Raw genomic sequence first — 12,752 nt, 5'->3', positions numbered from 1 at the left:
ACAAAGCCGGGGCGGGGCCCCGGCTGGATTGACGATGCTGGCGAGGCTTAGAGCACTTCCGCCTTCTGGATCACCACCGGCTCCACCGGCACGTCCTGATGGCCGCCGCTGCGGCCGGTGCGCACGGTCTTGATGCGGTCCACCACGTCCTGGCCGGACACCACTTCGCCGAACACGGCGTAGCCCCAGCCTTGGGTGCTTTCGGACTTGAAGTCCAGGAAGTCGTTGTCGGCCACATTGATGAAGAACTGCGCCGACGCGGAGTGCGGGTCCATGGTGCGGGCCATGGCGATGGTGTAGTTCTTGTTGGACAGGCCGTTGTTGGCCTCGTTCTGGATCGGGTCGCGCGTCGGCTTCTGGTTCATGTCGGCGTCGAAACCGCCGCCCTGGATCATGAAGCCGTTGATCACGCGGTGGAAGATGGTGCCGTCGTAATGGCCGCTCTTCACGTATTCCTCGAAGTTGGCGGCGGTCTTCGGCGCCATTTCGTGGTTCAGCGTCAGCGTGATTTCGCCGAAATTGGTGGTCAGTTTGATCATTTGGCTTTCCTTTGCGTTGCAGCCGCGCGGCGCGGGCTTACGGTTTGATGGTGACTTTCTGGATGACGATGGGTTCGAACGGAACGTCATCCATGCCGTTCATGCTGCCGGTGCGGGTCTTGGCGATGCGGTTGACCACATCCATGCCCTTGGTGACCTTGCCGAACACGGCGTAGCCGGCGCCCTGCGGCGACGGCGATTTGTAATTGAGGAAGTCGTTGTTGGCGACGTTGATGAAGAACTGCGCGGTGGCGGAGTTAGGCTCGGCGGTGCGCGCCATGGCGATGGTGCCGATGTCGTTCTTCAGGCCGTTGCTCGCCTCATTGACGATGGGCGGCTTGGTCGGCTTCTGGTTCAGCTTGGTGTCGAAACCGCCGCCCTGGATCATGAAGCCGTCGATCACGCGGTGGAAGACGGTGCCGTTGTAGTGTCCGGCCTTGGCGTAGGCGACGAAATTGGCCACGGTCTTGGGCGCCTTGGCCTGGTCCAGCGTGATTTCGATAGTGCCCTTGTTGGTGGCCATCTCTACGACCGGAGCGGCGAGGGCCAGGACGGGCAGGGCGAGCGCGGCCAGGCCGCAGAGCAGTTTCTTCATGATGGGCTGACGTATCGGCAAGAAAGTCGGGCTGTGATTCTAGCACAGCGCGCGCGGCAGGTTGACGGCGGGGCCATGGGGCAGGGGATTTAACTTTCGTTAAGGAAGTTATGTTTTTTTCTTGCTTGACCCGAGCTTGGAGTTTAGACTCCACGCCCTAAAAAGATGCAAGCGCTATCTATTTATCATGCTTGCGCCGCTTGGCCTGCTGTGCCGGCCAATCAGAAGAACGTTTCAGGAACATTTGCCATGCCTTATGCCTTGCGCCCCGCCCGTCTGATCTCCCTCGCTGTCGCGTCCCTGTTCGCCGCCGCTCCCGCCGCTAACGCCGCCGGTTTCCAATTGACCGAGCAAAGCGTGGCCGCCATGGGCCGCGCCTATGCCGGCGCCGGCGTGGCCGGCGACGATCTGTCCGCCGTGTTCTACAATCCGGCCGGCATGACGCTGCTGTCCGGCACCCGCGCCCAGGGCGGCCTGACCTATGCTGAAATCAACGCGCCGTTCAACGGCAGCAATACCACGGTCAGCGCCAATCCGCTGACCGGCAAGCCGCTGGCCACCACCACCGCCAACGCCTCCGACAATGGCCGCGCGCCGGGCGAAGCCATCCCCAACGCCTACTTCACGCATCAGATCAACGCGCAATGGCATGTCGGCCTGGGCCTGACCACGCCGTTCGGCTTGGGCGCGCGCTACAGCGAAAACTGGGGCGGCCGCGACAACGGCATTTCCAGCTCCATTCAGACCCTGGACATCAATCCCTCGCTGGCCTACAAGCTGGACGAGCATTGGAGCTTCGGCGGCGGGGTGTCCGCGCAGTACGCCAAGGCCAAGCTGAAGAAGGGCGCCTTCTTGCCCGGCGTGACCGGCGAGCTGCATGCGGACAGCTGGGGCTTCGGCTACAACCTGGGCGTGATGTACGCTTACAGCGCCGACACCCGCGTCGGCCTGTCCTATCGCTCCAAGATCAGCCACCAGGCCAAGGGCGACTATACCAACGCCGGCTTCCCCAATCTGCCGCTGGCGCCGGGTCTGGCGCTGCCGCTGTCCAAGCTGAACGGCACCTACGCCGGTTCTGCCGACGTCACCGCGCCGGAATCGTTGCTGCTGAGCGGCTATAGCAAGCTGAACAGCAAGTTCGCCCTGGCGGGCACGGTGCGCTGGACGCATTGGAGCCGCTTCGACCAACTGGTGGTCAAGGGCAGCCCGGCCTTTACCTATCCGGCAGGCTTCCCGGTGGTGGGCGGCAAGAGCGTGGACACCACCACCATCATCGACAACCACTGGAAAAACAGCTGGCTGTTCTCGATTGGCGGCGACTACTTCTACAGCGACGCGCTGACCCTGCGCGCCGGCCTGGGCTATGAGACCACGCCGGTACCTAATGCCCAGCACCGCAACGCGCTGATCCCGGACGCCAACCGCGTGTGGCTGAGCCTGGGCGCGGGTTACCAGATCGGCAAGCAGACCCGCATCGATGCCAGCTATGCCTATCTGCGCGCTATGGGCGACACCAAGATCGACAACACGTCCAAGAGTCCCTTCGGCACGCAGAGCCATCTGCGGGGCGATTACTCGTCCATCACCGGCCATCTGCTGGGCGTGCAGCTGCAGTATCGTTTCTAAGGCCATGCGCGGCAGCGCATAGAAAGGCGCGGCCCAGGCCGCGCCTTTTTGCGTCTCCGCCTCAACCCGGCGGCTGCAGCGGCAGCTTGGTGGTTTGCTTGATCGCGTTGAGCACGATGGTGGATTTGACGCTGCGCACCAACGACAGCTGCATCAGCTTGTTCATCACGAAGGCGGACAGGGAGGGCAGGTCCGGCACCACGATGCGCAGCAGGTAGTCGGCCTCGCCGGCGGCGGCGTAGCACTCCAGCACTTCGGGCAGGTCGTGGATGGATTGGGCGAAATCCTGCAGCGCGGCCTCGTTGTGGCGTTCCAGGCTGACGTTGGCGAAGGCCATGACGGACAGGCCGACATGCTCCGGGTTCAGCGCCACCTGGTAGCCCTGGATCACGCCGTCCTGCTCCATGCGCTGGATGCGGCGGCCGATCTGCGAGGCGGACAGCGCGATGGCTTGCGCCAGCTTCTGGTGGGTGGCGCGCGCGTCCAGCTGCAGCTGCTGCAGAATCTGCATGTCGAAGCGGTCTAATTCAATTTTGCGCATTTCAAGCAATTTATGACGTTTAATGCGGCAAGTATGCAAAAAATACTTTTATTAGGCAAATAATGCGGACTTGCCGCATCCGCGCGGGGCTAAACTAGAGTAAATCTTCCAAATTTGGAGTCCCGAACATGAACGACCGCGCCGACTTTGTGGTGCCCGACATCACCACGCGCAAGAATGTCGGATTGAGCCACGACGCCAACGACTACACCCTGCCGCAGCCGCTGGAGCGCTACACCGCGGAAGATCATGCCACCTGGGCCACGCTGTACGCGCGCCAGAGCCAGCTGCTGCCGGGCCGCGCCTGCGACGAATTCCTGCAGGGCCTGCGCGATCTGGAAGTGGATCACGACCGGGTGCCGGATTTCGAGAAGCTGAACCAGAAGCTGATGGCCGCCACCGGCTGGAAGATCGTCGCCGTGTCGGGCCTGATTCCCGACGACGTGTTCTTCGAGCATCTGGCCAACCGCCGCTTCCCGGTGACCTGGTGGCTGCGCGAGCCGCATCAGCTGGATTACTTGCAGGAGCCGGACGTGTTCCACGACCTGTTCGGCCATGTGCCACTGCTGATCAATCCGGTGTTCGCCGACTATCTGGAGGCCTACGGCAAGGGCGGCATCAAGGCCAAGGCGCTGGGCGCGCTGCCCATGCTGGCGCGGCTGTACTGGTACACGGTGGAGTTCGGCCTGATCAATACGCCGGCCGGCATGCGCATTTACGGCGCCGGCATCCTGTCCAGCAAGTCCGAGTCTATCTACTGCCTGGATAGCGCCAGCCCCAACCGCGTCGGCTTCGACCTGATGCGCATCATGAACACGCGCTACCGCATCGACACATTCCAAAAAACCTACTTCGTCATCGACAACTTCAAGCAGCTGTTCGACGCCACCGCGCCGGATTTCGCGCCGCTGTACCGGCAACTGGCCGACAGCGCGCCGTGGGGCGCCGGCGACATCGCGCCGACCGACGTGGTGATCAACGAGGGAGACCGCCAGGGCTGGGCGGAGACTGACGACGTGTGAGCGCCGTCTGCATTAGGCAAAAAGCCCGTCGGCTTACGACGGGCTTTTTTCATGGCGCGCGCCGGCTGGATGCGGTCTTAATGGCCAAGGAGGCTGACCATCGCCGCGATGGACAGGATGGAAAGCATGGTCGAGGCCATCACGCTGCGGGCCGCGCGCGCTCAATGCGTCGCGCCGCCGGCGATTTTCGCGTCCTCGCTCTGAGTCAGCGCAATGTCCACCGCAATGCGCAAGGCCGCCGCGCAGTCTTCCAGCCGCATGCTGGGCTGGCCGGGATGGGCCGCCGCCTGCTCCGGCAAATAGGGGATGTGGATGAAGCCGCCGCGCGCGCCGCCGTGGTGCAGCAGGCCGTACATCACGTGGTTGCAGACGAAGGTGCCGGCCGTTTGCGAGACCGAGGCCGGGATATCGCATTCGCGCAGGGCGGCGACGATGGCCTTGATCGGCAGGGTGGAGAAGTAGGCGGCCGGGCCATCCGCGGCGATGGGCTGGTCTATCGGCTGCTTGCCTGCGTTGTCGGGGATGCGCGCGTCGTCGACGTTGATCGCCACCCGCTCCACGCTGATGTCGGGCCGGCCGCCGGCCTGGCCGACGGCGATGACCAAGTCGGGACGCAAGCCCTCCAGGTGGTGGCGCAGCTCGGACAGCGCCGCGCCGAACACGCAGGGCAGGCGGCGCGCGACGACGCGGGCGCCGGCGATGGTTTCCCCATCCAGCAGTTTCACCGCCTCCCAGGACGGGTTGACGGTTTCGCCTCCAAACGGCTCGAAGCCGGTCAACAGCACGGTTCGCATATTTCTCTCCTCAGCGGAACATCAGCCAGTTAAGCAGAACGGCGTTGACCGCCAGCAAGGCCAGCGCGGTGGGCACCTGGGCCTTGATCACCGCGTTTTTGTCTTCCAGCTCCAGCAGAGCGGCCGGCACGATGTTGAAATTGGCCGCCATCGGCGTCATCAGGGTGCCGCAATAGCCGGAGAACATGCCGATGGCCGCCATCACCGCCGCGTCGCCGTGGTGCATGCCCACCAGAAACGGTATGCCGATGCCGGCGGTCATCACCGGGAAGGCGGCGAAGGCGTTGCCCATGATCATGGTGAACAGCGCCATGCCCAGCACATAGGCCAGCACCGCTACCCAACGCGCGTCCAGCGGCAGGTAGTTGGTGGCGACGTGGGACACCGCCTTGCCCACGCCGGCGTCGGCGAACAGCAGGCCCAGCAGCGCCAGCATCTGCGGCAGCAGCACCGCCCAGCCCATGCAGTCCAGCAGCCGGCGCGTTTCGCGCATGCCTTGGGCCGGCGTTTCGCGCGCCAGCCAGCAGGCGGCGGCCAAGGCCGCCAGGCAGGAGAGGCCCAGCGCCAGCAGGGTGGTGTTTTTCGGGTCGAACAGCGGCGTGCCGGCGATCTTCACCTCCTTTGCCGCCACGCTCAGCAGCACCGTCAATACAGGCACCAGCAAGGAGGGCAGGAACACCTTGCCGCCCAGCCGCTGTAGGCTTTGCCGCAGCTTGTCCGCGGCCATCGGCGCGTGTTGGCCGGCCGCCAGCCGGCCCAGGCCGGCGATGGCCACCATGGCCAGCACCATGGCGCCGGACAGTTCCGCCGGCAGCCAGTCGCCGGCCAGGAACAGGATGCCGAACAGGCCCCAAAACGCCGCGCTGCCGAAGCGGCGCGGGTGGTCGCGGTCGGCCAGGGTGAAGGCCGCCACCGCCAGCAAGACCGCGCCGGCCAGCCAGTACAGATATTCGATGCGCAGAATCATGCGTGTTCTCCCTTCAGGCGGGCGGCGGGTTGGCCATGGCGCAGCAGATGGCGTTCCAGCCGCAGCAGGCGCGCGCCGTGGATCAGGAAGGCGAACAGGGCGGTGGGGATGCCCCATAGCGCAATGTGCAGCGGCTCGGTGGTCACCCCGTTTTCCTGCAGGAAGGTATGCATCAGGATGACCGCGCCGAAGGCGACAAAGATGTCCTCGCCGAAGAACAGGCCCACGTTGTCAGTCGCCGCGCACATGGCGCGCAGCTTCTGCCGTTGTTCCGGCGACAGCTCGCCATGGCGCTGCTCGAAGGCGCCTTCGCTCATCGGCGCCAGGATGGGACGCACCATCTGCGGATGGCCGCCCAGGCCGGTCAGGCCCAGCGCCGCCGAGATTTCGCGCGCAAACAGATAGACCACCAGCAGGCGGCCCACCGTGGCCTTGCGTATCTTGCGCACCAGCTCGCGGGCTTGCTCGCGCAGGCCGTGCCGCTCCATCAGGCCCACCACCGGCAGCACCAGCAGCACGATCAGGCTCAGATTGCGCGTTTTCATGAAGCCGTGGCCGAATTCGGCCAGCAAGGGCAGCGGCTGGATGCCGGCGGCCAGGCCGGTGACGACGCCGGCGGCGCATACCACCAGCAGCGGGTTGAAGCGCAGCAGGAAGCCGGCCACCACCACCGCGATGCCTAGCAGCGGCCAGAGATTGAGAGCTTGATCCATGGTTTCTCCTTTGTCTTGGGGGAGCGCCGCGCGGTCTAGCCGCCGCGCTGGCGCGGGAACGGTTTAGTCGGCGCGGATGGCGACGCCGGACTGCTCCAGATGTTGGCGGAGCCTGCGGGCGAAGGCCGCTGCATGGGGGCCGTCGCCATGCAGGCAGATGGTGTCGATCTGCAACGGCACGGATTCGCCGTCGACAGCGGCCACGCTCTGCTTACGCACCATCTGTTCCACTTGCGCCAGCATCGCTTCGTCCGTGTCCAGCAGGTCGCCGGGCTGGCCGCGCGGCACCAGGCTGCCGTCGGCGCGGTAGCCGCGGTCGGCGAAGCCTTCCTGCCGCGTCTCCAGTCCTTCGGCGCGGCAGGCTTCGATGAACCGGCTGCCGGCCAGGCCCATCACGCGCAGCCGCGGGTTGTAATCGCGGATGGCGCGGGCCAGGGTTTGCGCCAGTTCCGGCTGGCGCGCGGCTTGGTTGTACAGCGCGCCGTGCGGTTTGACGTGGGCCAGCGCGCCGCCTTCGGCGCGGACGATGGCGTCCAGCGCGCCCAGCTGGTAGAGCAGGCCCGCGCGGATGGACTCCATGGGCAGGCTCATCTCGCGGCGGCCGAAGTGTTCGCGGTCCGGGAAGCTGGGGTGGGCGCCGATGGCCACGCCCTTGGCGATGGCCAACCTGACGACGGCTTGCATGGTGTCGGCGTCGCCGGCATGCCAGCCGCAGGCGATGTTGGCGGAGCTGACCCAGTCCAGCAGCTCGGCGTCTTGGCCGCAGCCTTCGCCTAGGTCGGCGTTCAGATCAATCCTCATCGAGCAGCCTTTCTATTCTGTTCAAGTAGCGTTGCCATTGCTGATCGGCCTGGCGGAGGTCCTCCAGGCTGGATTCGACGAAGTGCAGGGAGCTGCCCAGCCTGGCCTGGCCCAATTGCCAGAGGTCCGCCGCCGCCACCATGCCCAGCCTCGGGTAGCCGCCGGTGGCTTGGGCGTCGGCCATCAGCACGATGGGCTGGCCGTCCGGCGGCAGCTGGATCAGGCCCGGCAGCGCGCCGTGCGACGGCATTTCCCTGGGCTCGGCCAATTGCAGCCGGGGGCCGGACAGGCGGTAGCCCATGCGGTTGCTGCTGGGTGTGATTTGCCATGGCGCGCTCCACAATCGTTCACGGGCGGACTTGGACAGCAGGGCGTATTCCGGGCCGGGGTGGACGCGGATTTGCGGGCCGGGGCGCGGCAGCCATACGCCGCGGCGCGGCTTGGGGGGCTTGGGCGCGCCCAGCGGCAGCCGGTCGCCATCGCGCAGGGCGCGGCCATCCAGTCCGCCGAAGCCCGCCATCAGGTCCGTGCTGGCCGACGCCATGACTTGCGGCAGCGCGATGCCGCCGTCCACGGCCAGATAGGCGCGCATGCCCAGGCGCGGCGCCTGCAGCTGCAACACCTGGCCGGCGCGAAACGGCGTGCGCCAGCCCGGCCATACCGGCTCGCCGTCCAGGGTGGCGGAGCAGTCGGCGCCGGCCAGCGCCAGCATGCCGTCGCGCAGCAGGCGGAAGCAGGCCGGCGGCAAGGTGATTTCCAGCGCCGCCGCGCTGGCGGGATTGCCCACCAGCCGGTTGGCCACGGTCAGCGCCAGCGTGTCCATCGCGCCGGCGCGACAGACGCCCAGATGCCGCGCGCCGAATCGGCCCAGGTCCTGTACCGTGGTTTGCGGGCCGGCCTTGATCGCTTCCAGCGTCATGCCGCCTCCGCCGCGACGAAGCGCACGGTGTCGCCCGGCTGCAGCGCGCTGGGCGGCTGCCGCTCCGGATCGAACAGCACCAGGTCGCTATGGCCGATGATCTGCCAGCCGCCGGGAGAGGCGGCCGGATAGATGCCGGTCTGGCTGCCGCCTATCGCCACCGATCCGGCCGGCACCTGTTGCCTGGGCGTGGCATGGCGCGGCGTGGCGAGCATAGGGTCCAGGCCGCCCAGATAGGCGAAACCGGGCTGGAAGCCCAGGAAGAACACGGTGTATTCCGCGGCGGTATGGCGGGTGATGACTTGCTTGGGCGTCAGGCCGCAATGTTGCGCCACCGCCTGCAAGTCCGGCCCGGCGGCGCCGCCGTAGCGTACGGGGATTTCCACCACGCGTCCGCCCGGGGCCGCTTGTTCCGCCTGCTGCCACAGCTTGCGCAATCTGGCCGGCCAGCCCGCCGTTTTGGCGCCGGGTTGAAGCTCCAGCATCAGGTTGTTCATGCCGGGCACCGCTTCGCGGACTTCGTCGAGGGCGCGCAGCCATTCCGCCAGCCGCCAGATGCGGCGCTGGCCTTCCAGCGTGGCCGGCGGCGGAAGCTCCAGCGTCAGGGCCTGGTTGCCTAGCCATTGGATCTGGGGCGATGATGAGGTGTCGATAGACATGGCTGTGGATTGAATATGATTTAGGAATATTATATAGACGCCAGCTTACCTAAATGTAATGCTGCAATGTTGATAATTTCTCGTCAATTTAATGTTGTAAATGACGAAAACATCAATGCACAAGACAGAGGGAGGGGAAATGACCGCAGCTTTGCCAAAGATCGTATCTTCGCAACACCTGGTTTCCGAACGCAGCCCTGAGCTGTCGGAGTTCGAGTTCAGCCTGACCGTGGTCAACAACGCGTTTCACCGCTGGATGGTGCGTTGCATGGCGGCGGCCGGAGAGAAGGACATGACGCCGACCGAGGTGCTGCTGGTGCATCACGTCAACCACCGCGGGCGGCAGAAGAAGCTGGCCGACATTTGCTTCGTGCTGAACATGGAGGACACGCACGTGGTGTCCTATGCGCTGAAGAAGCTGATGAAGATGGGTTATGTGGAGAGTGAGAAAAGTGGCAAGGAAGTGCTGTTCTCCACCACGCCGCAGGGCAAGGAGCTGTGCGAGCGCTATCGCCAGGTGCGCGAGCAGTGCTTGATGCCGACGCTCAGCGACGGCGGCGTGGCCAATCAGGAAATAGGCGAGATCGCGCAGCTGATGCGCATGCTGGCCGGCGTGTACGAACAGGCCGCCCGCGCCGGGGCTTCGTTCTAGGGGGCTATAGCAGGGCCCACACGCCGATGATGGCCATCAGGATCAGCACGCCGGTCAGGATCTGCGACGTGCTTTTCTCTTTTTGCAGCGCGCGCTTCATAGTGTCCTGGGCGTTTTCCGCCTGATCCAGCTCATATTGCAGCGCCATCCTGGCCTCGTCCTGGCCGGCCAGCATTTGCAGCATTTCTTCGCCGCCGAACTCGCGTATCGCGTCCTTGTTCCACACGCCCAGCAATTTGCTGACCTTGTCCTTGAAGAACAGAGCGTTGCGCTGGGCCGGATCCTGCCATTCGAACTGGAAGGCCTGGCTGGCGTAGAAGGCGTGCTTCTTGGTGCGTTCCTCGTCCGAGGACGAGCCGATGGTGATCAGGCCGGGCGAGATGGCGTAATCGGGGCAGGTGCTCTTGGCCCAGGCGATGGCGTTGCCGAACAAATAGGTGTCCAGCCCGGTGCCTTCCAGTCCCGGGCTGCATTGCACGCCGTTCTTGGGGCCGAAGGTGACGGTCTGGCTGGGGCGGTCCACCCTGACCCAGGCCAGGTTGTATTGCGCGTGAAAGCGGCTGTCGTCGCCTTCCATCGGCACCCAGTGCGTGCCATCGGAACGGGCATAGCCGCGAAACTGCAGCCGGTAGTAGTCTGACTGGGCGGTGACGGCGCGGCTGCGCTGCATGATGCCGTAGATGGGGTGTTCGCCGGCCTGGATGGTCAATATCGATTCGCCCAGCGGAATGGCCTGGTTGGCCAATGCGCCCTCGCTTTCCGGAGGGGGGAGGGGAAACTCCTCTGCTGCGGGTTGGGCTTGGCCATTGTTCTTGGTATTGTGATTAGCGGTCATCGGCTGGACGTTCTGTGCGAGTGGCTAGGTTATGGCCAGGTATGGACAGTATGATTCTATCGTACATTCTAGATATGTAGCAGAACGCTTGCCGATGGGGTGTGGAGGAGGATGCGTGCGCTGGATGCTTTTTTTCTGCCTGTGCGCGGCGGCGGGAGTCGCGGCGGCGGGCGGCCTGTGTGACCGGCCCTTGAGCGTGGGCTGGGAGGAGTGGCCGCCGTTTCATTATCAGGGACGGGATGGCCGGCCCGCGGGTTACTCGGTGGAGTTGCTGAACCAGGCGGCAGCGCGCATCGGCTGCCGGCTGGCGTACCGCCAGCTGCCTTGGTCGCGCACCCTGCAGGAGCTGCGCCTGGGCAAGGTGGATGCCGCGATGCAGGCGCTGAAAACGCGGGAGCGGGAAGCGTTTGCCTGTTTCGTGCCCGGCTACAGTCCCACCCTGGTGCGGCTGTGGGTGCGCAAGGATCGCGCGGCGCATTGGCCGGTTGCCCAGTTGCAGGACCTGGGCAGGCTGGGTCTGGTCCGCTTGGGCGTCACCCATGGCGACAGCTACGGCGACAGGCTGGATCATTGGCTGCAAGCGCCTCCCGGCGCGGTCAGGGTGGACGCCGGGGAAAACCTGGCCAGCAGCTTGCGCAAGCTGCAGCTGGGGCGGATAGATCTGCTGCTCGCCACCATGGATACGGTGCCGAATGAAATGGCGCGTTTGCCGCAGCATCCCGCCATCGTGGCGTTGCCGCCGGTATGGCGCGTGGGCGGGGCCTATTACGTCTTCAGCAAGCGCAGCGTGTCGCCGCCGCTGTGCCAGGATTTTGCCGACGCGCTACGCGGCTTGAAGCGCGAGGGCGTGGTGGATCGGCTCTACCGCAGCCGCTTCAGCATCGCCTATCCCGATCCCTGAGCCTCAGCCGCGCAGCAAGGGCAGCGTGGCGAAGCGTCCGCCCAGCACATTGCGGCTGTCCTTGCCCCACCAGTTTTCCATCGCCGTGGCGTAGAGCTGACGGAAGTCTATCGCGTGCGGCAGATTGCCTTCGTTGACGCCTGCCAGCTGAGGCGTCTGGCCGTACAGCCCGCCGTTGACGCGCCCGCCCAGCGCGAAGTGGACATTGGCGGTGCCGTGGTCGGTGCCGCGGTTGCCGTTTTCGCGCGGGCGGCGGCCAAACTCGGCGTATGTCAGCGCCAGCGTATCGTCCCAGCGGCCTTGCCGCGTCATCTCGGTTTTCAGCTGCGCCAGCCCGTCGGCCAGCTCCTCCAGCAAGCGCGCCTGCGTCGGCTGTTGGTTGCCGTGGGTGTCGAAGCCGGTCAGCGTGATGCGGGCGACGGCGATGTCCACGCCGCGCGCCAGGGTGTCGGTCAAGGTGCGCACCGCCACGCCGAAGCCGCCCTTGGGCTTGGGCCCGGCGGTGGGCGATTCGCTGTCCGCGGTGCGCGGCAGCGGCGCCAGGCTGGCAGCGGCCTGGCGGATGTCGCCCTCCACTTTCAGGATGTGCTCCAGCGCCGAACCGGCGTGGCCGGGCTGCCGGTCCTCCACCAGCCTGACCTGGCGCGAGAAGTCCTGCGCCTGGCTCAGTACCACGGCGCGCGCGCCGCCGTCCAGCGGACCCAGCACCTGGCTGGAGAGCACCACGCCGTCGGCGGCGAAGTGCTTGGGCGTCGGCTGCTCGCGGAACAGGCGCGACAGCCAGCCCTCGGTCAGGAACTGCTGGCTGGCCGAGGCGGTGTCCCAGATTTCAATTGAGCGGAAGTGGGACAGATTGGGCTCCGGATAGCCCACGCCTTGCAGCAAGGCCAGCTGCTTGTCCTGCCACAGCGGCATCAACGGGGACAGGGAAGGGTGCAGGCCGATGTCGCCGTTGATCTGCAAAACCTGCTCGCGCGCGATGGCGATGCCGGGGCGCAGCCGGTAGTAGTCGGCGCTGCCGTAGGGAACCACGGTGTTGAGGCCGTCGTTGCCGCCTTTCAGTTCGATCAAGACCAGCAAGCGTTTGTAGCCGGCCGGGGCCAGCGCCCAGGACAGATTGGGCAGCACCGACAGCATCAGGCCGGCGCCGGCCGCCTTCAGGAATTCGCGTCGCTTGAACATGGCGGG

15 protein-coding genes are annotated in these 12,752 nt (G+C 65.8%); 4 read left to right on the top strand and 11 right to left on the bottom strand.

Annotation, left to right across the window (positions count from 1 at the left end; translation table 11 throughout):
- Positions 1 to 47 precede the first annotated feature (47 nt).
- Positions 48 to 539: a peptidylprolyl isomerase gene (locus tag FYK34_RS10185; protein WP_149296263.1), complete on the bottom strand. Its 492-nt coding sequence runs from the start codon at positions 537 to 539 to the stop codon at positions 48 to 50.
- A gap of 37 nt (positions 540 to 576) precedes the next feature.
- Complete coding sequence (locus FYK34_RS10180; protein ID WP_149296262.1) at positions 577 to 1,134, bottom strand: peptidylprolyl isomerase; 558 nt, start codon at positions 1,132 to 1,134, stop codon at positions 577 to 579.
- A 249-nt stretch (positions 1,135 to 1,383) separates the two neighbouring features.
- Here FYK34_RS10180 and FYK34_RS10175 point away from each other — a divergent pair, with 249 nt between their 5' ends.
- Positions 1,384 to 2,760 (top strand): OmpP1/FadL family transporter, encoded by a 1,377-nt coding sequence (locus tag FYK34_RS10175; protein WP_168209707.1) that lies wholly within the window; start codon positions 1,384 to 1,386, stop codon positions 2,758 to 2,760.
- A 61-nt stretch (positions 2,761 to 2,821) separates the two neighbouring features.
- On the opposite strand, the gene FYK34_RS10170 is transcribed toward FYK34_RS10175, so the two are convergent.
- Positions 2,822 to 3,301: an Lrp/AsnC family transcriptional regulator gene (locus FYK34_RS10170; RefSeq protein ID WP_196782473.1), complete on the bottom strand. Its 480-nt coding sequence runs from the start codon at positions 3,299 to 3,301 to the stop codon at positions 2,822 to 2,824.
- Positions 3,302 to 3,429: 128 nt separating this feature from the next.
- Here FYK34_RS10170 and phhA point away from each other — a divergent pair, with 128 nt between their 5' ends.
- Positions 3,430 to 4,323, top strand: coding sequence for a phenylalanine 4-monooxygenase (gene phhA / locus FYK34_RS10165; protein ID WP_149296259.1), 894 nt, complete (start codon positions 3,430 to 3,432; stop codon positions 4,321 to 4,323).
- Between the two features lie 161 nt (positions 4,324 to 4,484).
- Here phhA and pcp read toward each other — a convergent pair whose 3' ends face one another.
- The 6 genes from pcp to pxpB all read right to left on the bottom strand — a co-directional run bounded on the left by pcp (position 4,485) and on the right by pxpB (position 9,176).
- Entirely contained in the window at positions 4,485 to 5,117 is a 633-nt protein-coding gene (gene pcp, locus FYK34_RS10160) for a pyroglutamyl-peptidase I (protein ID WP_149296258.1), read from the bottom strand.
- A gap of 10 nt (positions 5,118 to 5,127) precedes the next feature.
- The gene (locus tag FYK34_RS10155) at positions 5,128 to 6,084 is read right to left on the bottom strand and encodes a DUF979 domain-containing protein (protein WP_149296257.1); all 957 of its coding nucleotides are present in this window, start codon (positions 6,082 to 6,084) and stop codon (positions 5,128 to 5,130) included.
- Complete coding sequence (locus FYK34_RS10150) at positions 6,081 to 6,797, bottom strand: DUF969 domain-containing protein (protein WP_149296256.1); 717 nt, start codon at positions 6,795 to 6,797, stop codon at positions 6,081 to 6,083. The genes FYK34_RS10155 and FYK34_RS10150 overlap by 4 nt, the downstream gene beginning before the upstream one ends.
- Positions 6,798 to 6,860: 63 nt before the next feature.
- The gene (gene pxpA / locus FYK34_RS10145) at positions 6,861 to 7,598 is read right to left on the bottom strand and encodes a 5-oxoprolinase subunit PxpA (protein WP_149296255.1); all 738 of its coding nucleotides are present in this window, start codon (positions 7,596 to 7,598) and stop codon (positions 6,861 to 6,863) included.
- Positions 7,588 to 8,517: a 5-oxoprolinase subunit C family protein gene (locus FYK34_RS10140; protein ID WP_149296254.1), complete on the bottom strand. Its 930-nt coding sequence runs from the start codon at positions 8,515 to 8,517 to the stop codon at positions 7,588 to 7,590. The genes pxpA and FYK34_RS10140 overlap by 11 nt, the downstream gene beginning before the upstream one ends.
- Positions 8,514 to 9,176 carry a 5-oxoprolinase subunit PxpB gene (gene pxpB / locus FYK34_RS10135; RefSeq protein ID WP_149296253.1) on the bottom strand — a complete coding sequence of 221 codons (663 nt, stop codon included), beginning with the start codon at positions 9,174 to 9,176 and terminating at the stop codon, positions 8,514 to 8,516. Before pxpB ends, FYK34_RS10140 begins: the two co-directional genes overlap by 4 nt.
- A gap of 139 nt (positions 9,177 to 9,315) precedes the next feature.
- Between pxpB and FYK34_RS10130 the strand changes: the two genes are divergently transcribed.
- Positions 9,316 to 9,828, top strand: a complete 513-nt coding sequence (locus tag FYK34_RS10130) for a winged helix DNA-binding protein (protein WP_149296252.1) — start codon at positions 9,316 to 9,318, stop codon at positions 9,826 to 9,828.
- A 4-nt stretch (positions 9,829 to 9,832) separates the two neighbouring features.
- On the opposite strand, the gene FYK34_RS10125 is transcribed toward FYK34_RS10130, so the two are convergent.
- Positions 9,833 to 10,663, bottom strand: a complete 831-nt coding sequence (locus tag FYK34_RS10125; RefSeq protein ID WP_149296251.1) for a hypothetical protein — start codon at positions 10,661 to 10,663, stop codon at positions 9,833 to 9,835.
- Positions 10,664 to 10,787: 124 nt separating this feature from the next.
- Here FYK34_RS10125 and FYK34_RS10120 point away from each other — a divergent pair, with 124 nt between their 5' ends.
- The gene (locus FYK34_RS10120) at positions 10,788 to 11,564 is read left to right on the top strand and encodes a substrate-binding periplasmic protein (protein WP_231137435.1); all 777 of its coding nucleotides are present in this window, start codon (positions 10,788 to 10,790) and stop codon (positions 11,562 to 11,564) included.
- Positions 11,565 to 11,567: 3 nt separating this feature from the next.
- On the opposite strand, the gene FYK34_RS10115 is transcribed toward FYK34_RS10120, so the two are convergent.
- Positions 11,568 to 12,746, bottom strand: a complete 1,179-nt coding sequence (locus FYK34_RS10115) for a DUF1501 domain-containing protein (RefSeq protein ID WP_149296249.1) — start codon at positions 12,744 to 12,746, stop codon at positions 11,568 to 11,570.
- Positions 12,747 to 12,752 lie beyond the last annotated feature (6 nt).

It is taken from the genome of Chromobacterium paludis (genome assembly GCF_008275125.1).
GTDB classification, from domain to species: Bacteria; Pseudomonadota; Gammaproteobacteria; order Burkholderiales; family Chromobacteriaceae; genus Chromobacterium; species Chromobacterium paludis.
The sequence above is the reverse complement of the archived record's forward strand: the minus strand, read 5'-3'. Positions and strand labels throughout refer to the sequence as shown.

Bases quoted from the DNA above. Each gene is read 5' to 3' on its own strand.
- FYK34_RS10170 (WP_196782473.1), bottom strand. From the start codon at position 3,301: ATGCGCAAAATTGAATTAGACCGCTTCGACATGCAGATTCTGCAGCAG.
- FYK34_RS10175 (WP_168209707.1), top strand. From the start codon at position 1,384: ATGCCTTATGCCTTGCGCCCCGCCCGTCTGATCTCCCTCGCTGTCGCG.
- FYK34_RS10155 (WP_149296257.1), bottom strand. From the start codon at position 6,084: ATGATTCTGCGCATCGAATATCTGTACTGGCTGGCCGGCGCGGTCTTG.
- pxpA (WP_149296255.1), bottom strand. From the start codon at position 7,598: ATGAGGATTGATCTGAACGCCGACCTAGGCGAAGGCTGCGGCCAAGAC.
- FYK34_RS10140 (WP_149296254.1), bottom strand. From the start codon at position 8,517: ATGACGCTGGAAGCGATCAAGGCCGGCCCGCAAACCACGGTACAGGAC.
- phhA (WP_149296259.1), top strand. From the start codon at position 3,430: ATGAACGACCGCGCCGACTTTGTGGTGCCCGACATCACCACGCGCAAG.
- pcp (WP_149296258.1), bottom strand. From the start codon at position 5,117: ATGCGAACCGTGCTGTTGACCGGCTTCGAGCCGTTTGGAGGCGAAACC.
- FYK34_RS10130 (WP_149296252.1), top strand. From the start codon at position 9,316: ATGACCGCAGCTTTGCCAAAGATCGTATCTTCGCAACACCTGGTTTCC.
- FYK34_RS10125 (WP_149296251.1), bottom strand. From the start codon at position 10,663: ATGACCGCTAATCACAATACCAAGAACAATGGCCAAGCCCAACCCGCA.
- pxpB (WP_149296253.1), bottom strand. From the start codon at position 9,176: ATGTCTATCGACACCTCATCATCGCCCCAGATCCAATGGCTAGGCAAC.
- FYK34_RS10120 (WP_231137435.1), top strand. From the start codon at position 10,788: ATGCTTTTTTTCTGCCTGTGCGCGGCGGCGGGAGTCGCGGCGGCGGGC.
- FYK34_RS10115 (WP_149296249.1), bottom strand. From the start codon at position 12,746: ATGTTCAAGCGACGCGAATTCCTGAAGGCGGCCGGCGCCGGCCTGATG.
- FYK34_RS10185 (WP_149296263.1), bottom strand. From the start codon at position 539: ATGATCAAACTGACCACCAATTTCGGCGAAATCACGCTGACGCTGAAC.
- FYK34_RS10180 (WP_149296262.1), bottom strand. From the start codon at position 1,134: ATGAAGAAACTGCTCTGCGGCCTGGCCGCGCTCGCCCTGCCCGTCCTG.
- FYK34_RS10150 (WP_149296256.1), bottom strand. From the start codon at position 6,797: ATGGATCAAGCTCTCAATCTCTGGCCGCTGCTAGGCATCGCGGTGGTG.